The 22,261-nt window shown below is 42.8% G+C and carries 19 protein-coding genes; 10 read left to right on the top strand and 9 right to left on the bottom strand.

The window, feature by feature from the left end; all coding sequences use genetic code 11:
* Positions 1-44: 44 nt before the first annotated feature.
* The 4 genes from ABFW99_RS10070 (at position 45) to ABFW99_RS10055 (ending at position 5,504) form a co-directional block, all read left to right on the top strand.
* Complete coding sequence (locus ABFW99_RS10070) at positions 45-857, top strand: hypothetical protein (protein WP_349353369.1); 813 nt, start codon at positions 45-47, stop codon at positions 855-857.
* Between the two features lie 72 nt (positions 858-929).
* Positions 930-2,450, top strand: coding sequence for a hypothetical protein (locus ABFW99_RS10065; protein WP_349353368.1), 1,521 nt, complete (start codon positions 930-932; stop codon positions 2,448-2,450).
* 146 nt (positions 2,451-2,596) lie between these two features.
* On the top strand, positions 2,597-3,928 hold the full coding sequence (locus ABFW99_RS10060; RefSeq protein ID WP_349353367.1) for a hypothetical protein: 1,332 nt from the start codon (positions 2,597-2,599) through the stop codon (positions 3,926-3,928).
* Positions 3,929-3,968: 40 nt separating this feature from the next.
* Positions 3,969-5,504 (top strand): hypothetical protein, encoded by a 1,536-nt coding sequence (locus ABFW99_RS10055; protein ID WP_349353366.1) that lies wholly within the window; start codon positions 3,969-3,971, stop codon positions 5,502-5,504.
* An 81-nt stretch (positions 5,505-5,585) separates the two neighbouring features.
* On the opposite strand, the gene corA is transcribed toward ABFW99_RS10055, so the two are convergent.
* The 4 genes from corA to ABFW99_RS10035 all read right to left on the bottom strand — a co-directional run bounded on the left by corA (position 5,586) and on the right by ABFW99_RS10035 (position 10,835).
* On the bottom strand, positions 5,586-6,683 hold the full coding sequence (gene corA, locus ABFW99_RS10050; RefSeq protein WP_349353365.1) for a magnesium/cobalt transporter CorA: 1,098 nt from the start codon (positions 6,681-6,683) through the stop codon (positions 5,586-5,588).
* A gap of 121 nt (positions 6,684-6,804) precedes the next feature.
* Positions 6,805-7,482 carry an OmpA family protein gene (locus ABFW99_RS10045; protein WP_349353364.1) on the bottom strand — a complete coding sequence of 226 codons (678 nt, stop codon included), beginning with the start codon at positions 7,480-7,482 and terminating at the stop codon, positions 6,805-6,807.
* Between the two features lie 83 nt (positions 7,483-7,565).
* Positions 7,566-10,118 carry an ABC transporter permease gene (locus ABFW99_RS10040; RefSeq protein WP_349353363.1) on the bottom strand — a complete coding sequence of 851 codons (2,553 nt, stop codon included), beginning with the start codon at positions 10,116-10,118 and terminating at the stop codon, positions 7,566-7,568.
* 3 nt (positions 10,119-10,121) lie between these two features.
* Positions 10,122-10,835 (bottom strand): ABC transporter ATP-binding protein, encoded by a 714-nt coding sequence (locus ABFW99_RS10035; RefSeq protein WP_349353362.1) that lies wholly within the window; start codon positions 10,833-10,835, stop codon positions 10,122-10,124.
* Between the two features lie 103 nt (positions 10,836-10,938).
* On the opposite strand from ABFW99_RS10035, the gene ABFW99_RS10030 reads away from it, so the two are divergent.
* Entirely contained in the window at positions 10,939-11,559 is a 621-nt protein-coding gene (locus ABFW99_RS10030) for an arylesterase (RefSeq protein WP_349353361.1), read from the top strand.
* Between the two features lie 62 nt (positions 11,560-11,621).
* The gene (locus tag ABFW99_RS10025) at positions 11,622-12,518 is read left to right on the top strand and encodes a PIG-L family deacetylase (protein WP_440707492.1); all 897 of its coding nucleotides are present in this window, start codon (positions 11,622-11,624) and stop codon (positions 12,516-12,518) included.
* 71 nt (positions 12,519-12,589) lie between these two features.
* Here the strand turns inward: ABFW99_RS10025 and ABFW99_RS10020 are convergent, their stop codons facing one another.
* Genes ABFW99_RS10020 through ABFW99_RS10010 form a run of 3 tightly spaced genes read right to left on the bottom strand, consistent with a single transcriptional unit; the run spans position 12,590 to position 14,611 of the window.
* Positions 12,590-13,297, bottom strand: a complete 708-nt coding sequence (locus ABFW99_RS10020) for an SIMPL domain-containing protein (RefSeq protein WP_349353358.1) — start codon at positions 13,295-13,297, stop codon at positions 12,590-12,592.
* Positions 13,281-13,901, bottom strand: coding sequence for a hypothetical protein (locus ABFW99_RS10015; protein ID WP_349353357.1), 621 nt, complete (start codon positions 13,899-13,901; stop codon positions 13,281-13,283). Before ABFW99_RS10015 ends, ABFW99_RS10020 begins: the two co-directional genes overlap by 17 nt.
* Entirely contained in the window at positions 13,898-14,611 is a 714-nt protein-coding gene (locus tag ABFW99_RS10010) for an SGNH/GDSL hydrolase family protein (protein WP_349353356.1), read from the bottom strand. Before ABFW99_RS10010 ends, ABFW99_RS10015 begins: the two co-directional genes overlap by 4 nt.
* Before the next feature lie 229 nt (positions 14,612-14,840).
* Between ABFW99_RS10010 and ABFW99_RS10005 the strand changes: the two genes are divergently transcribed.
* The 4 genes from ABFW99_RS10005 (at position 14,841) to dnaJ (ending at position 21,335) form a co-directional block, all read left to right on the top strand.
* The gene (locus tag ABFW99_RS10005; protein ID WP_349353355.1) at positions 14,841-17,699 is read left to right on the top strand and encodes a TonB-dependent receptor; all 2,859 of its coding nucleotides are present in this window, start codon (positions 14,841-14,843) and stop codon (positions 17,697-17,699) included.
* Between the two features lie 19 nt (positions 17,700-17,718).
* The gene (locus ABFW99_RS10000; protein ID WP_349353354.1) at positions 17,719-19,371 is read left to right on the top strand and encodes a hypothetical protein; all 1,653 of its coding nucleotides are present in this window, start codon (positions 17,719-17,721) and stop codon (positions 19,369-19,371) included.
* 197 nt (positions 19,372-19,568) lie between these two features.
* Positions 19,569-20,150 (top strand): nucleotide exchange factor GrpE, encoded by a 582-nt coding sequence (locus ABFW99_RS09995; protein ID WP_349353353.1) that lies wholly within the window; start codon positions 19,569-19,571, stop codon positions 20,148-20,150.
* Positions 20,151-20,153: 3 nt separating this feature from the next.
* Positions 20,154-21,335 carry a molecular chaperone DnaJ gene (gene dnaJ, locus ABFW99_RS09990; protein WP_349353352.1) on the top strand — a complete coding sequence of 394 codons (1,182 nt, stop codon included), beginning with the start codon at positions 20,154-20,156 and terminating at the stop codon, positions 21,333-21,335.
* A gap of 64 nt (positions 21,336-21,399) precedes the next feature.
* Here the strand turns inward: dnaJ and ABFW99_RS09985 are convergent, their stop codons facing one another.
* Together ABFW99_RS09985 and ABFW99_RS09980 are read right to left on the bottom strand one after the other, a co-directional pair.
* The gene (locus ABFW99_RS09985) at positions 21,400-21,720 is read right to left on the bottom strand and encodes a heavy metal-binding domain-containing protein (RefSeq protein ID WP_255132458.1); all 321 of its coding nucleotides are present in this window, start codon (positions 21,718-21,720) and stop codon (positions 21,400-21,402) included.
* A 157-nt stretch (positions 21,721-21,877) separates the two neighbouring features.
* Positions 21,878-22,123 (bottom strand): RNA recognition motif domain-containing protein, encoded by a 246-nt coding sequence (locus ABFW99_RS09980; RefSeq protein WP_349353351.1) that lies wholly within the window; start codon positions 22,121-22,123, stop codon positions 21,878-21,880.
* Positions 22,124-22,261: the final 138 nt, after the last annotated feature.

Below are 22,261 nucleotides of genomic sequence, written 5' to 3'. Positions count from 1 at the left end.
AAGCGGATAATATATTATTAAATAGTTGAACAAAACTCTGTGTTATGAAATATCTGGATACTAAACTCTTTGTTTTATCATCAATACTATTCTTCACCAGTGTGGGGTGCGTAACACAATTAAGGATGTCTGATTCAATTTCTGACTCCTATAATAATTACTTGGGCCTGAAAGCATCCGGAATTTATTATAAAAACTATGAAGTTAACGATTGGTATAACGACAATTACCTCACGGGTTATCAAGGGAAGGCGGTTGCTCATAAATCTAATGAGAAAAGCGAGATCAAAGCCGAATCAACTGATTCTGAAAAATCAGATCAAGAAGATTATGATTTTCCAAGTCTGAAAGACCCCAGACTTCATTTTAATCACCGCCACTTTATTTGGGATGAAGGATTTGGTGTATATTTTGCATATCAACTTGGCCGTTCTAATTCATTTTATCACAACAGGGGGATAAGCGCTGCCGGACATTGGTATTTTAGTCCTACAGGGCATTGGTTCTATAATTGGCATCCTTTTTATGGTTCTTTTGTTTATACAAATCCTTATGACAGCTATTGGGGCGCTACAGATTATACCTATGCTGATCTCTATAATAGCTATACTCATGCTGAGAAGTACAGGGATCGATACAGAAACAGGAGAGGATATACTCCTTCATTTACATCTGAAAGCCACAGGTACAGAGTAAATTCATCATCTGTTGAGCGTTCCAGCACCAGAAAAAGAAGCAGCTCAGTAGATAATGCCAGGGTTAGGAGTACCGGACGTTCTTCTGCAGGCGATAGATCAACGGGTCGCTCAAGAGGTTCATCTGAAGATGGGGATTCACGCTCACGTGGAGGCAGTTAACTACTAAAGTCTTCTCCGACTGTGCTTCTTTCTGAATGAACTCTTACCTATCCAAATCTATATCTACTGTATATGAGAAAGCATTCTCTGCTATTGATACTATGTCTGTATTTATTGTCACCGGTTAAAGTTTATGCTCAGGCTCAGCTCAAGCCAACCAGTTTCCAGAACCTGGCCCTGCAATTTACCCGGTCTGGTATCTCAGCAAATTCTTTGCCCGTAATGCCCTCTGTTGCACAGTCATATGGCTATGGAAGTTATATCGATAATCCGGCTTCCATGGCTTTAATGAGGAAAAGTGAGTTTTCGCTCAGCTTTTATCGTCAAGACGCTTCCTCGGAGAGCTTTTATCTGGGAAAAAGTGTCGATTCGGAATCTGACCTTAATAAAATTGGAAATATCGGTCTCACTTATAGCTTGCCTACCATTGAAGGAAGCATGGTGATTGGTGTTGGATATAGCAGGTTGACCTCAGAGAACCGAAGTTTCGGTTTCTCAGGCAGAAATTCGGATAACACGATTACGGATTCTTTTTTAGATGAAGGGAATGAATTCCATGATCTTGCCTTCGATACGTATGCCATTGACTGGGGAGATGTGGATCGAACCTACCTGGAGTCGATTTTCAGAATTGGATTTGAGCCGGGTACCTTTCCGGGAATTAATCAGGAAGGGAAGATGAGTTCTGAGACATTATCAGGAGAATATTCAGCTTTTTTTGCTACAGAATTCAGGCAAAATTTATTTGTTGGTATTTCCGCGGCTTACATGCTTGGAGATTTCGGACATGAAAGAAATTTTCTGGAACTAGATTCCCGAAATGACTACGACGGAGACTTTATTGAGGGAAGTGATATTGATAATATCTTGGTTCGCAATCAGCTCGATTCAAAATTCGAAGGTTGGAACCTCAGGGGAGGGGTGTTATACCAATTTAATAGAAGCATTAATGCTGGCCTTAGCTATGTGCTACCTTCCGATTTAGAGGTTTCAGAGTTATTCAGTTATTCCATTCAAACCACACTGGATGATAATTCCGAGCCTTTTTTCGCTGAAGTAGAACCATCCGGAAGTTTCAGATACAGGATTAGAAAACCGGGGATTTTAAAAATTGGTTTTGACTATGAATTCAAGAAAAGGATAAGGTTTGCAGTGTCAGCTGAATACATCGACTATAGGAACATCAGTTTTGACTTTGTTTCTGACAGGGACGCCCGGCTTACAGATGTAGAGTTCTGGAGAGATGAACAACAAAGGCAGAACACATTCGCGGAAAAGAATAACAATGCAGTACTGAATGTAAAAGTCGGGACTGATATTACCATTTCAGAAAAAATGAGAGCAACATTAGGGTATTCTTTTTTGCCTGAAAAATCTAATTTTGAGTATAGTGATACTCATGAATTTTCAGGTGCTCTTTCTATTGTTTTGCTGGATAATGTGGTACTCAACTTTGATGGGGCTTATTTGATGAATGAGAATCAAACAACACTTTATAACTACATAGATTTTGATAATGTAGCTCAAACGACCACATTCACTGCAGATGTACAAAGGGTGAGGGTAATAGCTGGACTAAAGCTGCTATTCTAAAAGAAATACAGTTGGCTTAGAAATAATTTTGTTTAAAAAACTATTGAGCATGTAAAATGATTAGCATTATCATGTGATAAAATAAGAACCATAGATGTTTCATCTTTTCGATGTAAATTAAAATGTAGTCTTGCAATGGTACGATCATGAAACATTCGAAAGCAACAAACCGGTTTTTTCTACTTCTTTTGCCATTCTTATTCACTGGCTGCTACACTCAATTCCAGACGTTTGATCAGTATCCTTTAGAGAACGACCGATATTCGGATTACTATTCCTGGAGTGGGTTTGAAAAAGGTACTACTGCCGACACCGATGATAGCGGTACTTCTTACTATAACAGTGATGAAGAAGAATATCTTGACGAACAACTGGCGCTTGAGGAAGACGGTATTTACTACATAGACTATGAAACGGAGCAGTGGTACAAGGCGCACTTTGCTGAGAAAATGTTCTGGAAAGGGTACAGTGCCGGGTACAACGATGGTTTTTATGATGGATCATTTCATTACCCGTATAATTCCTGGTTCAGCTATAACAGATATGGTTACGGTTACGGCTATGGATACTATGACTACTATTATCCACGGTTCCGATCTTCAATATGGATTGGGTTTGGAGGTTTTCATCACCCTCGTTTTTACGCTGGTTATTATGGTCACTGGGGATATTATGGCCCATATTACGATGGCTACTGGGGGCATCCCTACTACTCTTACGTACGGGTTTATAACAATTACCACCGGTCAAATAAGTACAGCAGAAGCGCAGATCTTTATTACAAAGGTCCAAGAGGCAGTGGTTTTGCAAATGGAAGTGACTACAGAACGCGATCAGGTAATGGCGTAACCCGAACAAGAAATTCTGGACTTACACGGACGCGAGGTACCAATAATGGAGTAAGAGTCAGAAGTACCGGCTCATCCACCAAGAGGGGTTCATCGGTTGGAAGAAGCAGTGGTACCCGAACCAGGGGTTCCTCCGTTGGTAAAAGCCGTTCAGGTTCTAAAAATAATGGCAGAAGCAGAGGTAGTGGCTCCTCAGTTGGTCGAGACCGTGGAAGCAAGGGGAATAGCAGCAGCGGAACACGTAAAAGATCCCGAGGAAACGATAGTGCATCATTAAGCAGCACATCAGTGAGGACAATTGATATTTCTGATTTTAATGGCCGGTCTTATACCATCCCGGCGCGAAAAGTCAGAGTAAATGGGTTGAACCGTTCTTCTTCCCGGTCGGGTTTAAAAAACATTGGGAGCTTTTTGGATCGTTCTATCTTTAAATCAACTTCGTCATCTTTTGACTTTAATTCGCGGAGCCGGCTCAATACAAGTAAAACCAAAAATAATTTCTCAAGAGGCGTGACCCGCAAAAGCTCCGGTACTAAAGTTACCCGAAGTTCATCTTCAAGCCGGTCCTCAGGTACCCGAAGCAAAGGTTCATCAAGCAGCTCTAAAAAGAGAAGCCGCGGCGGAAACTAAGCTACCGAAATAACCAACTTTAAATTATTAATGATCATCTATGAAGAGGATTCTATTTTTTCTCTTGGTACCCTCGCTGTTTTTTTCATCGAAATTATATGCGCAGGATGGGAATAGTCAGGTCACATACTCAAACCTGGCCCTTCAATTCAGTTCGTGGGATTTTAATGGAGATGCCGGTACAGGCTTATTTCCCTCTGTGGCCTCCCCCAACGGATACGGAAGTTTTGCTGAAAACCCGGCAAGCATAGCTTTTATTGAAGATGGGTACGTAAGTTTTAGCCTGTTCAATGACCGCTCAGAATATAAGAACAGCTATCTCGGAAATACTTTAGTAGCGGACGATCAAAGTACCAAATTAGGAAATCTTGGTTTTGTATATAAAATGCCAACCGAGCAAGGCAGTTTTGTGCTGGGTGGCGGATATAACCAGATTAGTAATGAACGAGAAGTTTACAGGATAGGTGGCCGTAACTCAGAAAGTACAATCACCGATGCCTTCCGTGAGCCATCCAGCGATTATTACGATATTGCCTTTGATACTTATGCCATAGACTGGGGAGATGTTGACTCTACTTACCTCGAATCTATATTCAGGATTGGCTTTCAGGAGTACCCGGGTATTACTCAGGATGCTGAAATCACACATACTACCAATATTGGAGAATACTCATTCTTCTTTGGAACCGAATTTCAAAAAAACCTATTTGTAGGGCTCTCAGCTGGTCTGACTGCCGGAAATTACACCTACAGGCGAGATTTTTTGGAGCTTGATGACCGAAATGATTACAACTTCAACTTCATCCCATCGGATGTTTCGGATGAAGGAACGGACATTCACAGCATATTAACGCACGATGAGATTGATGCTGAAATATTGGGTTTTTCTGTCCGATCGGGAGTTATATACAAGGTAAATCCCAAATTAAATATTGGAATCAGCTACTTATTTCCCTCTACTTTGGTGGTTAGGGAAAGCTATTATTCTTCCATCCGAACCGAGCTGGACGACAACTCAACTCCGTTCGAAGCAGATTTTGCCAGCAGTCAGGATTATGAGTACCGGATAAGCAGACCCGGAGAATTGAAAGCAGGGATTGCTTTGAACAATATTGGCAGGTTCAACTTTTCCGTTTCCGGTGAGATGATAAACTATTCCAATTTAGAGCTGGATCTGGTTTCCGGTAATGATCTGGATTTTGACCAGGAAGTTGAACTCAGGGATGAAGAAGAAAGCCTGGAAAGCTTTATGGGTTCTTCCTACCAAAGAGTGATTAACCTGAAAGGCGGGATAGGCTTTGAGGTAAATGACGATGTAACCCTGAAGGCCGGCTATGGATTCCTTCCGGGTAAAAGTAATGTGTACGAAGCGGATAGAAACATCATTTCAGGTGGCTTCTCAGCTCGTGTAGCTACGAACATCGTGCTGGAAGTGTCCGGGCAATATTCATTTTGGAGCGACCGTTCAACACTGTACAACTATTTTGATTACTCGGATAATGTGGCAAGGTCAGAAGTAGTTGACCATGAAGTAAATACATTGAAAATATTAGCCGGGATAAAATTTCTGTTTTAAAAATGAATTATTGAATCCCCAATAATACCTCCGTAGTTAGTTAGAAAAAGGTCTCGTGATTGAGACCTTTTTTTATGGCTCTTATAGCCAGTCTTTTTTTCTGAAGTAGAACACCATTCCAATGGTAGCCACAATCATAATGCCCCACACGGTTGGGTAAGCCCACTTCCATCCAAGTTCGGGCATATGTTCAAAATTCATCCCATAGATGCCGGCTATAAATGTAAGCGGAATAAAGATGGTTGCGATAATGGTCAATACCTTCATCACTTCATTCATTTTGTTGCTGACCTGAGACATGTACATATCCAGCATCCCCATTGCCATATCCCGGTAGTTTTCTATGCCATCTATTATTTGTACAAGGTGATCGTATACATCCCTGAAAAAGATCTTGTTCTCCTCATGGATCAGGTGAGATTCTTCTCTGAGCAGAGAGTTCAGGCTGTCACGAAGCGGCCATACCGATCTCCGGAAGAAAATCAGCTTTCGGCGTAAGGCATGAATTTTCTCCGGTACTGATTCGTCAGACTTTTGCAGGATTTCATCTTCAAGCTCTTCAATTTCGTTGCCGATTTTTTCCATCACCTTCAGATAGTGATCCACGATGGTATCGATAAGGGCATAGGCAAGATAATCGGGCCCTTGTTTACGAAGGCGGGGGGCTGCATTTCTAAGACGGTGCAGCACCGGTTCATAAATGGGGAAATCATCTTCCTGAAAAGAAAGAACCGAGTTTGGTGACAATACGATACTAACTTGTTCCACCTTCAATTCTCCGGTATCATCCGCTATACTCATCATCCGAAGAACAAAAAACATATGGTCAGCATATTCCTCGATTTTTGGCCGCTGTTGGGTATTCAGAATGTCTTCCTGAATGAGAGGGTGGAGGTTAAAATAATCCCAAATCTCCTTCAGTTTTTCTATATCGTGAAGCCCGCATACATTAATCCAGGTCTTAGAAGGAGAATCGAGATAGGGTTTGCTGTCATCAATTTCGGAAAGGTCGTGCTCTGAAAGATGCTCAACATCGTAGTCATAGAGATGCATCAAGACATTTTCCAGGCGCTTCTCTCCGGTAAAAAGGAGGGTGCCAGGAGCCTGACCCGGCTTTTTAGAACTTTGATTTTGTCTTAAAAAAGAGGGTATAGGAAGTCTTTTCTTTATTTTTTTCATCGGTGAACCAAAATTTTAAGGTACTGTGGTAGAATCGTAATAGTTTTTAACAAAAGAAATAAAAAAGTCCTGCTGTTTTAAACGTGCAGGACTAAAATAAAAACTAATAAGTAAAGTGATATCAGCTACCTATTTTTCCATTTTCGGCCGCTTCTTTTAAATCTTCATTGGCCCAAATGGCTACTTCAACCCGGCGGTTCTGCTGGCGGCCTTCCGGGGTATCGTTTGTAGCTACAGGTTGGTTTTCACCGTATCCGACAATCGTCATTCTTTCGGGATCAACTTCAATAAAGGCCATGAACTCGGCTACTGAACGGGCTCGTTGTTCAGACAGGTCCTGGTTGTAGCTTTCAGAGCCTCTGCTGTCCGTATGTCCGCCAAACATGATATTAGTGTCTTTATATTTTTTCAGGACTCTGGCTAAATCTTCCAGATCTCTTTTAGACGGGTCTTTAATTACATAAGAGTCGGTATCGAAGAGGATGCCGGAATCGAAGGTTATTTTAATGCCTTCTCCAATACGTTCCACTTCTGCATTCTGAAGTTCATCTTCTAACTCTTCAGCTTGGTTGTCCATGTAATTACCGATAGCTGCTCCGGTTGCTCCTCCAACAGCGGCGCCAACAATTGCTCCGGTTGTAGTGCTACCGGCTGCTTTTCCTATAATCGCACCAGCTAAGGCCCCGGCACTTGCTCCAATGGTAGTTCCCTTAGCTGTCTTGCTCCAGTTTTTACAGGAAGCAAAAGGAAGTAAGAGAAGAAGAATTACTGCTAAAGGTTTAAGGCGTAGAGATCTCATGATAGATGTTTTTATTGTCATTCTATCACTTAAAAGGATATTTCCGCACGATGTTCCTTATTCTAAACTTAAGGCATTGGCTTCTAAGTTGCTTCAGCTCTTAGTACTTCAAGCGGTGGTTTATTGTGAACCCCTTTGGTGTTGAATAATCCTATGAGCAGAACGAGGGCCGTAAGAATCAGTATCTCAATTCCAATGATGAAGAAGTTCGGTACGAACTCAATATCAAAATAGAAGTAGCCGATTAAGGTACTGGCACCAAGCGAGAGAACAAGTCCTGTGATAGAAGCCATCACGCCTAACAATACATATTCGATAACCTGAATTTTAATCACCTGTTTCTTTGCAGCTCCAAGAGTACGGAGCAAAACAGCCTCGCGTATCCGTTGAAAGCGACTGGTAGCAGCTGAGCCGGCCAATACAATCAAACCGGTAATGATGCTGAATAATCCGATAAACTGAATCACAAAAGTTACTTTATCGATGAAATTTCGAACGGTTTCGATGACCTGTCCGATATCAATAGCCGAAACGTTTGGATAACTTTGAACAAGTTCCTGTTGTAGTTCAAGGGAAGCCTCCCGGCTTGTGGTGTTAACTGTGGTTGCAAAAAACTGGGGAGCAGATTCCAGAACGCCGGCCGGAAATACTACAAAAAAATTAGGCTGAGGCTGATCCCATTTCACTGTTCGGGTACTTGCTACATAGGTTTGAATGGGGATGCCCTGTACGTTCCAGGTGAGTGTATCACCTATATCAATGGCGAGGTTATCCCGTTGGTCTTCTTCGATGGAAACAGGGAAAGGCTCGTTCATGTCTGCTGCATTTCCAATCCATTCTCCTTTAACCAACTCTTCGGATGGCAACAAAGAATCCCTGTAGGTAGATCTGTATTCACGATTCAGTGCCCAGCCACTTGCATTTCGGGTGGTATCCTGATCCCATTCCGCATTTGTGTATCCATTTACGCCCTGAATACGCATGGTAACAATGGGGACGTTCTGAAGAATTTCGTGCCCTCCGGATTGAATAATTTCATTAACCCCTTCATTCTGGTCGTACTGAATATCATACAAGGCAAGGTTTGGCAGGTCTTGTTGCCCGCCAAAGTCGATTTGATCGAGCAGCATATCCTGAGTCAGATACAAAGAACTGATCATGGTTACGCCCAAACCAAAGGTGAGCAGGAGAGTGGTCGTCTGATTATTAGGTCGATAAAGGTTAGCCAGTCCTTGCCGAAGCTCATAACTGAAGCCGGCGCGTAAAAACTTGCGGGAGCCTTTCATAATTAACTTAGCGAAACCAGTGAGTAATAATAGACAAACTGCAAGCCCAAGCGTAAAGAACAGGGCAGGTATCAGCTCACCCAGCATCAGCCAGGCATAAGAGGTGATGAATACGGCCAGGATGACTCCAAGGATTACTTTGGTCGAAGTTTGAAGGAGACCCGACAGATTTACATCTACACTGCGCAAGGAGAATAAAGGTGATATTTTCTTGACCGCAAGCAGTGGAAAAAGGGCAAATAGGATAGAGATAATCACCCCGGTTCCAATACCGATGAAAATGGAGATCCACGAGATATAAAGTTCGATGTCAACCGGGAGGAAATCCTGTACCAAAACCGGCAGGTACAATTGAACAACTGATCCAAGAATGGCTCCAAGCATCGACCCGATAAAACCCATAGCTGTTGCCTGTATAAGATAGATAGCCATTGCCTGATTGGATGATACACCCACACAACGGAGAACAGCTACAGTATTTATCTTTTGCCTGATGTACACGAAAATGGAACTGGCAACTCCAATACCACCAAGTAATAAGGCAATAAAGCCGATAAGGTTCAGGAAATTGGAAAGGTAAAGGATGGCTTCTCCCACTTCTTCCTCCCGTTCGTCCACGGTATCATAGCCGAAACGCAGGTTTTGTTCATCGCGTAGCTGGTCGAGCCGGTCATCCACATACTCCATATCGGTTCCTTCGGGAAACTTATGGTAGGAGATATATTCCAGCCGGCTGCCTCTTTGAAGTAATCCGGTTTCTTCAACATTCTGTTTCGGAATGAATATCCTCGGGCCAAAAAAAGAGGCTGCAACCGGTTGCCCCGGTACATCTATGATTGCTCCTTCAATCTTGTACGTTACCTGCCCGATTTTCACCGAATCTCCGGGTTCAATCCCGAATAACCTCATAATGGGTTCATCGACCAAGGCAGATTGGTTCTGCTGGTACACATCGGCTGCAGATGCGGGTTCGGTAACCAGGTCTCCGTAATAGGGAAATTCCCCTTCAAAAGCGGTGATTTGAGAAAGGCGTGTATTCCCGTTTTTAGGGAAAAAAGCCATGGAGTTGAACCCCAGTCCGGTAGTAACTTCACCACCCAATGAATCAAGAACTTGTTGTAGTTCCGGCTGGAAGGGAGCATTTCGCTCTACCTCAAGATCAGCTCCAAGGAGTTCTTTGGCCTGGTTTTCGATACTGGTATTCAGGTTATCGCGGAAGGAAGTAATGGCAACCTGAGCTGCCACTCCAACAATAATTGCCGCCATAAAAAGGAACAGCTTGGATCGGTTGGAGCGGGAATCCCGCCAAGCCATTTTGAATGTCCACCACATAGAATTTTTATTACTCATGGACTATTTGACTACGGCTTCAGGTTGTTGTTCAGCAAAGCTGTCTTCGTGAATGCGGCCGTTTCTTAATCTGATAATACGGTCACACTTTTTGGCAAGTTCCAGGTCGTGTGTTACCAGAACCAGGGTAGTGCCCTGTTGTTCGTTAAGATCAAAGATCAGCTTTTCGATGTACTGCCCGGTTTCGGTATCGAGGTTACCGGTGGGTTCATCAGCAAATAAAATTTTAGGCTGATTGATAAAAGCCCGGGCAATGGCCACACGCTGCTGCTCTCCACCTGAAAGTTGTGTAGGGTAGTGATGGGTTCGATCACCTAGTCCGACACTTGTGAGTAAATTTATGGCTCGTTCCCGTACTTCCTGTGTAGCTTCTCCGCGTAATTCCAGGGGGACCATCACATTTTCTACAGCAGTGAGAGTAGGCACCAGCTGAAAAGTCTGAAATACAAAACCCACATGTTGGTTTCGAACCTGTGCGCGTTCGTCTTCGTTGAGTGGGTTTAACGGAATTCTATTCAGGGAGACACTTCCCGAGGTGGGCCGGTCTAATCCGGCGCATAATCCCAGCAGGGTGGTTTTACCTGAGCCGGAAGGTCCGACAATAGCGCATGAGATACCCTCCTGAATAGAAAAGTTAATGTTGTCAACAACGGTTAATATTTTTGAGCCGCTTTCAAACTTGCGGTATAACTGATGAACTTCGAGTATATTTGACACGTTACTTGTATTTGGTTATACCGAAACAAACAAGGGTATTGCCTTCTAACATTCCGTATAATTTCTAAAAAAGTACGAGATAAAATCTAAATAGTTATCTGAAATGAGATTTTTTATAACCACCTTTTTTTTATGTACCATTTTTTCAATTTCGTTGCCTGCTCAAAATGCTGACTCAAAAACCATTCTATTTTTTGGAGATAGCATTACAGCCGGGCTGGGCGTACAGCAAGAACAGGCCTTTCCTGCTATTATCCAGGAAAAAATTGATTCACTGGGCTTGAACTATGAAGTTATTAACGGGGGACTAAGCGGGGAAACTTCAGCCGGAGGAGTTCGGCGTATTGATTGGATTCTTCGCCGCGATATTGACATTATGGTACTGGAGCTGGGAGGTAATGACGGACTTCGGGGCATTGATTTAAGATCGACCAAGGATAATCTTCAGCAGATCATTGATAAATATCAGGCAAAAAACCCTGACGGTCAGATTATACTGGCCGGAATGCAGGTTCCACCTAATTTGGGACAAGAATACACTTCCCAGTTTCAGGATATTTACCCTGAACTGGCAGAAGAAAATGATCTGCCTTTGATCCCGCTGATTATGAATAAACTGGGCGGGGAAGAAGAGCTGATTCAGGGAGATGGCATTCACCCAACCCCCAAGGGTCATGATGTGATCGCTGAAACGGTGTGGTATGTTCTAAAAGAGTATCTATAAAATCTGATGAGTTCCTATTTCTGTTTTATTTTACGTGCGTCCATTTCATTAAAAAATTATTCATGAAAAAATTACTTCTCGCTTTCGTCGCATTTCTGATTGTATCCCTCAATATCAACGCTCAGGATTCCCCTCTCGATTACCAACCCAAAGTGTTGCTGGTAACGGCTCACCCCGATGATGATGCCTTGTTTTCAGCTACCATTTTCAAGACTACCCAACTGCTGAATGGTGTGGTGGATTTGGCTCTGTTGACGAATGGAGAAGGAGGATATACCTATTCAACCCTGGGGAATTATATCTACGGAAAGGAATTGGATAAAGAAGAAGTAGGCCGGGAATGGCTGCCCGGAATCCGAAAGAAGGAGCTGATGGCCGGGGGCGATATTGTGGGAATCCGAAATTATTTCTTTCTGGATCAACCTGATTTTGAATACACCGAAGATGTAAGTATACCACTGAAAAAGTGGAATACAGATTGGGCGCGGGAAAAGCTGGTTTCCATCATGGAAAAGGGGGCGTATGATTTTCTATTTCTGATGCTGCCGTATGAAACTACTCATGGACATCATAAAGCATCGGCGGTGATTGCCCTCCAGGCTTTGCAAACACTGCCTGAAGAGAGCCGACCGATAGCCCTGGAAGCTTTTGTTCGTCGCGGAGAAGATGATCCCGGGGTGAAGTTCACCCAGCTTGAAGGGTACCCCGAAACCAAAGTGATGCCCGGCAAAACATTTGAGTTTAACCGGAATCAGACTTTTGGAGTAAACGACCGGATGAACTATAACATCATTGGAAACTGGGTGATTGCCGAGCATAAGTCTCAGGGAACCATGCAGCTGCTCATGCAAAATGACACCGGCATAATTGAACAATACTGGTATGTGGCCTTGAACGGAGATGAAGGCCTGGAAAAAGCAGCGAAGTATTTTGACGCGGTAAATGTTGTTGAACCGTGAATTGGGTATTCGTTAATCGTTATTCGTAAAGGGTTTGAAACGAATAACGAATCAACGATTAACGAAATGAATTACTCGATAGAAAAAGAGATATTAATGTTGGCGGTTACTGAAACGGACTGGCCGAAATCCATCATTGAGGCATCGCTTTTCATCGCTTGCAGTTCCATCACATCCGACTGACGGGGCATACCTATCTGATGATCGGAATAATTGATATGCTGAACCGGGCCTAAAGAAGTGCCTGATGTTTTAGCGATAAGTTCTGCCCGCTTTTTTGCAGCTTCAATAGCAGAGATAAGTGCTTTTTCCTTGCCCTGAGAAATTTCCGTGGATGAGAACCGTCCGTTAAAAGAGTCAAAACCATTTTCGATTAAGGTAACCTGGATCTTTTCATAAATCGAAAAATCACTGAAGGTGAGGCTAACCGACTGGTTTGTTGCCGTGGTCATGCGGTCATCATTACGATACCTTTTATTCATGCGAATAGGCTCGTAGTTGATGTTATCTTCTTTGATATCATACTTTTTGAGAAGTTCGGCCAACAGTGATTCTCTCTCTTTATGAATTTGAAAAGCTTCTTCCGGTGAGTCTGCTTCGGCATTGATGTTCACGTTGAAAATAATAAGATCGGCCGGGAGCATTTCTGATGCGCTCATATTTATGGTGATGGTCCGTTCATCAGTTTGATTCTGGGCTGATGATTTTTCGCTGTAGCCAAAAAACATCATAGAAACGACAAGAGTAATTTTAGTGAGCTTCTTACCAGCTGATACCATATTCTGATTTGATTTCTTGAATGTCTGCATATGATTTTCCTCGATCTAATTTAAAAATCCGGCTTCCTGAAATGTCATATTCTTCTACAGAATAACCACCCCTGTACCAACCTTCCAATAACTCCAAATATTGCTCTTTGGTTTTTTTGTTCCCTAATTTTATGGTGAATTCATTCTCCTGACTGTTATTTGTAACAGTAAACTGTAAGATAGCCTTGGGCGTAAACCAGTTCAGTTTTTGAACTACATATACTTTTATCTCTGAACTTTCGGTAACAGAAATAGGCTCATCCGGATATTTATCTTTTTTCTTGGTTGGATGCAGTTTGATCTCATTCTCAGAAATGACTGCTTTCCCGGCGCTCCTTCTAAATAAAATACCCATAAAGGCAAATCCATAGCCAATTACCATTCCGGCTGCCAGAAGCATTTGTTGCCAGCCAGCTAAATCAACATCAAGCATATCAAAAATGTAGACGCTGATCATACAACTGGCTGCAACGGTCATCCATAACCGAAACTCGAGCGTTTCAGTGAAAGTGATCCGGTCAGTGAGAGGGTCTTTATTGGCGGAAATATGTGTTAGGTTGAATTCAGTTTTCATGGCACCAATATGTGAGTTACGGTTGGGAGCATCTCCTCAATCCACATGCTGTACATTTTTGCGGAAGGGTGGAGTTCATCAGTAGCCAGTAGCGTCAGGTCGTCTTCGGCCATCTCTGAGATAGGCGTAATATTAATAAAAGAAACATCATATTCACCACTGATATCTTGAGCCAGGGCGTTATACTCACTAATTTTTCGACGAATGGTTTCCGGGTCTTTAGACTGAGCAAATGGCGTAACCCCATAATTGGGGATAGATATGACGAAAACTTTTTTGCTGTCTCCACCGGCAAACCCAATGGCTTGTTCCAGTAATTCACGGAATTCTACCTTATACAGCTCAATGTCCAGCCATTGATATTGGTTATTGACGCCAATCAACAAAGAAACCAGGTCGAAATCAGAAGCAGGGTTGTGCTCAGCGATTCCATTTTTAAGGTCAGCAGTGGTCCAGCCATTGGTGGCAATAATATGGGTGGTATCTATTTTAAAGCCGAGGGTTGAAAGAGAATCAGCCAGCTGATAAGGGTAGCTGTGTTCCCGCTCAATTCCGGTGCCAATGGTATAAGAATCACCAAGGGCGAGATAGGAAACAGGCTGTGCTGATTCACTTGCACTTTTTTTAACCTTTGTGTCGCAATTGGATACCAGCAGCACAAAAAATAATAGCTGAAAAAATTTAAAACCTGTTTTTACTGAAACATTCATAGTGATAGTGCTTAAAGGGGGTTGTAAAAGTTTTGCTAAGGATAAGAGAAGCAAAGCATTCATGCATAAATAAAAAGTGGTGAAAGCGCTTGCATTTATCCCAAAAACAGACTTTTATTTGGTGTTATATAAAAGTTCGGCCTAAATAGGAAATTCCATATATATGGACTTGATTTTACAGACGGTATAAAAGTTGGCCTCTCTAACCATAATCAAAAGGATCAATACAATGAGCAACATGATTCAGCGAGTATTTACCTTGTGTGTGATACTTACCTTATGTGTGTGTACAACAAGTGCCTACGCATCAAATATAGAAGATGAAACAGTAATATCAGGAATAGTCACTGATACAGAAGGAGAGCCATTGGCAGGGGTTAATATCCGGGTTGATGGTAAAGTAATAGGAACTTCTACACGACCTGATGGTACATTTAGTTTAACGGTACAGCAGGATCCGCCATTAACGCTCATTGTCTCTATTGTTGGATTTACCTCTCAGCGGGTAGAAATAACCGAATCTAATGTAGATGATCTTGAAATTACATTGGAAGAGGAAACAATCTCAGGGGGTGACTTAGTCGTTTCAGCTTCTCGTGTAGAGGAAAGCATCCTTAAATCGCCTGTCAGTATTGAAAAAATGGATGTTCTGGATATTCAAACTTCCGCTTCTCCGTCTTTTTATGACGCTATATCAAATATGCAGGGGGTCGACTTTAGTACTCAAAGTATGACCTTTAAGTCGATTAATACTCGTGGATTCGGAGCAAATGGTAACACCAGGTTTGTTCAGCTGATCGATGGAATCGATAATCAGGCTCCGGGGCTGAATTTCTCTGTAGGTAATATTGTGGGTATTTCAGAGCTCGACCTGGAAAGCGCCGAACTTATTCCGGGCTCAGCTTCCGCACTATACGGACCTAATGCCCTTAATGGAATTTTGCTTATGAACAGTAAAAGTCCGTTTGAGTATCAGGGACTTTCGTTTAACATCAAGCAAGGTGTAAATCATATAGATAGTGAAGTAGAAGATCCTTCACTCTACCAGAGTTATGATTTTCGGTATGGAAACACGGTGAACAACAAATTTGCCTATAAAGTAGTGGCCTCTTATTTACGCGCGCAGGATTTTGTGGCTCAGGATTATCGTGACCAAAGCGGAATTGTAGAACGTGGCGATTATCCACGTAACGACCGCCGGGTATTTAACGGTGTAAATATTTATGGGGATGACATACTCAATTTAGGGGCTATTGCCGATGGTGTTATAGCAGGAGGAGGTTCGCAAGGAGCCCAGGTAGCAGCTATACGCAGTTTATATCCTGACGGACCGGATGGTAATTTTTCAGCACCGGGTTTCCGCGAAGATGAATTTGTAGATAATACAACCGAGAGTTTAAAATTGGGCTCGGCGCTTCATTATCGTATCAATGATAACTACGAAATTTTGGGCCAGTATAATATCGGCTTTGGTAGTACGGTTTACACGGCCAATGACCGTTTTGTTCTCGACGATTTCAATATTTGGACAGCAAAACTTGAGCTTAGAAATCCTAATTTCTTTTTAAGAGCCTATACTACTCAGGAAGACGCCGGTGATACATATGCAGCCAATACCGTTGCTACCCGAATTAACCAAATATCCTACATTACCCCCTATTTCCAGAGGTTTGGCGAGGCCAGAACTCAGGGTGCTACTGTAGAAGAGGCTCATCAGGCAGCAGATCAGGCTGCAACCGCAAGCCAACAGGATTATCTTCCTGGCTCTCCGGCTTTTGAGCGGGCAGTTGATTCACTTCGTGCCTTGTCTATTGCTGAGGGTGGTGCTTTATTCCTCGATAAGTCAGATCTTTATCACGTAGAGGGGATGTACAATTTTTCTGAATTAGTTGATCCTGAAGTAGTTGAACTTATTGCCGGCGCTAACTACCGGATTTATGACCTTAACTCTGAAGGAACGTTGTTTGCCTATGAAGATGTAGCGAACGAAGAAGAGTTTGATATCAATGAGTGGGGAGCATATTTACAGGCATCAAAGAGTTTCCTTGATGACCAGATAAACCTTCAGGGTTCTGTTCGTTATGATAAAAACGAATACTTTGACGGCCAGTTTTCTCCCCGTGTTTCTGCTACTTTTACAGTAGCCGATCAGCATAATATCCGGGCTTCCTATCAAACAGGATTCCGAATCCCGACTACACAGGATCAGTTCATTAATCTTGATGTGGTAAGCCGGTTATTGATTGGTAGTAACCAGACCCTGGTAGATCGGTACCGTTTCGAAACAAATACTGTTTATACAGCACAAAGTGTACAGGAGGCACAGCAAATTTCAAATAGTGGAGGTAGTGCTGCAGATGCCAGAGCAGCATTAGAAGCAGTGGAATTTGAAGAATTCAAAACAGAAAAAGTGGAAACTTATGAGGTCGGATATAAGTCGCTACTCTTCGACAAGCTGATGATTGATGCTTATTACTACTACAGTTCTTATACCGATTTCATTGCCGAAATCCAGTTTGTGCAAGGGGTTCCGAATGGCCCAGGTGAAGATCCTGGTACTTTTGATGCAGACAGTGATGACGGAAAAGATGCTATCATTAACGGTGGCGTAGTAACTCAGGAATATGGGTTCGACGTAAATGCCGACGGAACCGTAAACTCACACGGTTGGGGGTTGAATGTAGATTACTCTCTTCCAAAAGGGTTTAAAGTTGGCGGTAATGTTTCTTACAACAAACTATTGGATCAAGATGATTTAATTGATCAGGGTTTCCGGGCAAGTTACAACACTCCGGAATGGAGATATAATGTAAATCTCGAAAACCGCGAAGTGATAGATAACCTGGGCTTTAATTTCACCTATCGCTGGCAGGATGCTTTCTTCTGGGAATCATCTTTTGGTGCAGGCGTAATTCCGGCTTATGGTACACTTGACGCACAGTTCAGTTATAAGCTCAATCAATACAACACCATTCTTAAGCTTGGTGGAAGTAATGTGCTGAACGAGCGATATACTACCTCATTTGGTAACCCAAGAATGGGAGCCATTTACTACTTCTCCGTCACATTCGATCAATTCCTGAACTAAACAAAAAGAGATTTTTATTATGAAATACTTAAATCAATTATCTAAACTATTCTTAGTAACTGCTCTTGTATTTGTAGGATGTGAAGGTCAGGAACAATCCTTGATCGATGACCGTCTGGAAGACAACCCAATACAAGAACCACCATCGGAGAACTATTCCGCCGGTGATGCCAATTTCAGCAACTATGTAGCCATAGGGAATTCATTGACTGCCGGATATATGGATGCAGCCTTATACAACGATGGTCAGTCTAATTCCATCGCCGTTTTGATGAATTCACAGTTCGAAATCGTGGGTGGTACTTCTGATTTCAACCAGCCGGACATAAACTCTGAAAACGGGTTCAATACGGCGGTAGAGAATCCACAAGGAAGCCTTGTTCTTGGTCGTTTTAAGCTTGACACTAATATTCCCGGACCATCGCCGGTAGTTGGAGGAGATCCGATTACCCCATATTCCGGAGCAACCAGTGAGCTGAATAATTTTGGCGTTCCGGGCATTCAGGTTGGTCAGTTGTTAACACCAGCAGCGGGTGGACCAAATTCCGAGCAAAATCCGGCTTATAGCCCGTTTTATGCTCGCTTTGCCAGTAACCCAAGTGCAGATGGACAAAACGGGTCTACTATTTTAGGTGATGCTATTAGTGCAGGGCCTACTTTCTTCTCCTTATGGATTGGAAATAATGATGTACTTGGTTTTGCTATCAGTGGTGGAACGAACGATGCAATTTTTACTTCTCAGGCAGACTATCAAACCCGTTTTTCTGCGGTTATTAACAACCTGATGCAAGTACCTGATCTGAAAGGTGTAGTTATTGATATTCCACCGATTTTAGCTATTCCATACTTCAGAGCTGTTACTTACGATCAAATAGTACTCGACCAGGAAACTTCAGATGCACTTAATCAGGCATTTGCAGGATTTAATGCTGCTCTTGATGCCATTGTGGCTAACCTCGGTCACGATCAGGCAGACGCTGAAATGCGTAAGGTGAGCTATTCTGCCGGCGCAAATCCCGTTCTGATAATTGATGACAACCTGGAAGACCTTGGGCCTAAATTCGATCAGCTTGAAGGGGCGGGTGCCATTTCAGCTCAGCAACGTGCCGCTTTGGTTCCTTACGAACAGGCAAGACCAATGATGGGAGACCTTCCGCAGATTGGCGATGAATTGGTTCTACTTTCAGCCGGTTCTGTACTTGGAACACTTGCTGATCCGCAAAACCCGCAATCTCAAATAGGAGTGGTAGTGCCTCTTGGCGACGAGTACACACTTACCAGCGATGAAATCGTGGAAATTGAAACAGCAAGACAAACATTTAATGGGATTATGCAACAAGTTGTACAAGGTGCGAATGCAAATTCAACCCGTATTGCTTTTCATAGTACAAATGCAGTTGATGGCGCCTTCCTTGATTTGTTTGGTTTAAGTGATGGAGAGCTTGGAGTACGTGTTAGCGGAACCCTGCTGGCTCCTGACTTCAGTCCTAACGGTGTTTTCTCAACAGATGGAATTCACCCTAATTCACGAGGTAATGCAATTGTAGTGAACGAAGTATTGAAGACGATAGAAGAAACGTTTAATGCTACGTTACCTGCTGTAGATGTACTGAATCTGCCAAGCGTTCAAGTTTGCGCAGGAGATTGTGTAAGTCAGCAATCTGGCAGTTAAACTACTTTTCTTAAGTAAGTAAGACTCTAACCACTGTATTGGTAACAATGCAGTGGTTTTTTTATGCCAATATCTTAAAGGAATGACAGAATGAAGTAACTTTGTCATTTCATAGAGAGAGTTAGGTTCGTGGCATACTATTTGCATTGGGCAATACAAACGAAGAAAATTTTTAAGTATTAATACTGATAAAGTAGATGAGCAAAGACAAGATTTCAGAAGAGGATATCTCGACTGAGGAAGAGGTAACTGAAGAAGTACAGGAAGAAAAAGCAGCTTCCGGAACTGATAACGAGGAACAAGAATCGGCTAAGGACGAGAAAGATATCAGAATTGAAGAGCTGGAGAAAGAGTTATCTAATACAAAGGATGGATTGCTTCGCAAAGCAGCTGAGCTAGAGAATGTTCGTAAACGAGTACAGCGTGAAAGAGTACAGCTGTTTGAAGAAGCCAAGGCAGGTGCTCTGGAAGACTTTATGCCCATCAGCGATGATTTATTACGAACCCTTAAGGCAGCCGAAGAATCGGAAATTGAGGACAGTTTTCTTGAAGGGGTGAAAATGGTGGCAGACAAATTTGAGAAAGTGCTTGAAAAGCACGGCGTTGAACGCATCAATAAAACAGGTGTGCCATTTGACGTGAACCTACACGATGCCATGATGAAACAACCCGCCCCGGATGAAGACACCGGAAGCGATGTGGTGCTGCAGGTTTTGGATAGCGGCTACAAAATTGGCAATCGTACAATCCGTCATGCTAAAGTTATAGTGAGCGAGTAAAACATGTCTACCAAAAGAGATTATTACGAAATATTAGGAGTCGATAAAGGTGCTTCGGAGTCTGAAATAAAAAAGGCCTACCGAAAGTTGGCTATGAAGTATCATCCCGATAGAAATAAGGGAGATAAAGAAGCAGAAAAGAAATTTAAAGAAGCATCCGAGGCGTACGAAGTACTTAAGGATTCTGATAAGCGAGCCCGATACGATCAGTTTGGGCACCAGGGAGTGAACGGACAGGGTGGCTTTGGCGGCGGAGCCGACTTTGATAACATGGGCTTCGAAGATATCTTCAGCCGTTTTGGGGATATCTTTGGCAGTGGCTTTTTTGGAGAAGAAGCTTTCGGGGGAGGAGGCCGTAGAGGTCGTTCCCGTGGCAGGAAAGAACCCGGACAGCCCGGATCTGATATGAAAATCAGAATGCCATTGACGCTGGAAGAAATTGCTTTTGGAGCTGAAAAGAAGCTTAAGATTAAAAAACAGATTAAATGCGACGAATGTAACGGTACCGGCGCAGAAACCAATTCTGATTTTGAAACCTGTGGAACCTGTAATGGAATGGGGGAAGTACGGCAGGTAACCCGAACCATGCTCGGGCAAATGGTGAACGTTCAGGCATGCCCTAATTGTGCAGGGGAAGGCCGTATCATTAAAAACAAGTGTAAGAAGTGTAGTGGCGAAGGCCGTGTGAAGGGCGAGGAAACCATTAAGGTGAATATCCCTTCCGGTGTTTCCAATGGAAATTACATCACGCTGCGTGGACAAGGTAATGCGGGGCGTCGCGGAGGGTCAGCCGGATCATTGATTGTGCTTATAGAAGAAAAAGAGCACGAGCATTTTGACCGCGATGGGAATAATATTTATTACAACTTGACGCTGAGCGTTCCTGATGCCATTTTGGGAACCGAAGTACAGGTGCCTACGCTAAAAGGCAAAGCCAAGCTTAAAATCGATCCCGGCACTCAGCCCGGAAAAATGTTACGCATGCGCGGTAGAGGAATCAAAGGGTTGAATAACTCAGGCGACGGAGACCAATACGTGCGTTTAAATGTGTACATCCCTGAAGAACTGACGGACAAGCAAAAAGAAGCGGTTAAGTCATTCAAAGATGAAGAAAACTTCGATCCATCTAATCTGGATGGCAGTGAGAAGAATTTCTTCTCTAAGATGAAGGACATGTTTGGTTAAAGACCAAAACTAATTTGCAGAGACGCACGATTTTGCGTCTCTGTGATATAAATTTTTTAGGAATCTATTCGGCAGAAACGGCGGTTCCGCTTACGGAAACCATCAACATGCTTCCATTGGCGCCTATAGTTTCATAATCTATATCTATGCCGATGATTGCGTTGGCACCCACGCTGTTGGCTTTCAGTTCCATTTCTTCGAAAGCCAGTTTACGGGCTTGCTGTAGTTCTTTTTCGTAAGCACCGGAACGCCCACCAACGATATCTCTGATCCCTGCGAAAAAGTCCTTAAAGATATTGGCTCCCAAAATGGCCTCTCCGGTAACAATACCCAAATATTTTTGCACTTCTTTTCTGTCTAAGTGATTGGTAGTGGTCATAATCATGGTAATAGCTCCTTGAGTTAGTTGAGTTTAAATGACTTAGTTATGTACTGTTACGGATCAATAAAGTTACTTCAAAAAGTAGATCCGAAAAAAAGTTAATAAAAAAGCCCCCGTTCAAATAAATGAACGGGGGCTGAAAATTTCATAACCCGAAGTATTAGTTACGGGGTTTGGCTTCATTTACCTTTACCGGACGACCGTCAATCTCTGCACCGTCGAGCTGTTCAATAGCGGCTTCAGCTTCGGCTTTGTTATCCATCTCAACAAATCCAAAACCCTTAGAACGGCCTGAACCTCTGTCGGTAATAACTTTGGCGGAACTTACTTCACCATAAGCTTCGAAAACTTCTCTGAGTTGGTCGCTGGAAACTCCATAACTAAGGTTTCCTATATAAATATTCATAGTATCAAAATGTGGTTAAAAATTATCGGATATAGGAGAAATCAGAACTAAAATCTGAATGAATTCAAAAGTCTAAGTATCAACGTAAATCCAGCCTAAAAGTACGTTATTTTAGGCCTTTCGCAAAGGATTGAGGGT

This window comes from Gracilimonas sp. BCB1 (assembly GCF_040117685.2).
GTDB lineage: Bacteria > Bacteroidota > Rhodothermia > Balneolales > Balneolaceae > Gracilimonas.
This window is presented reverse-complemented; position numbering and strand designations above follow the sequence as displayed.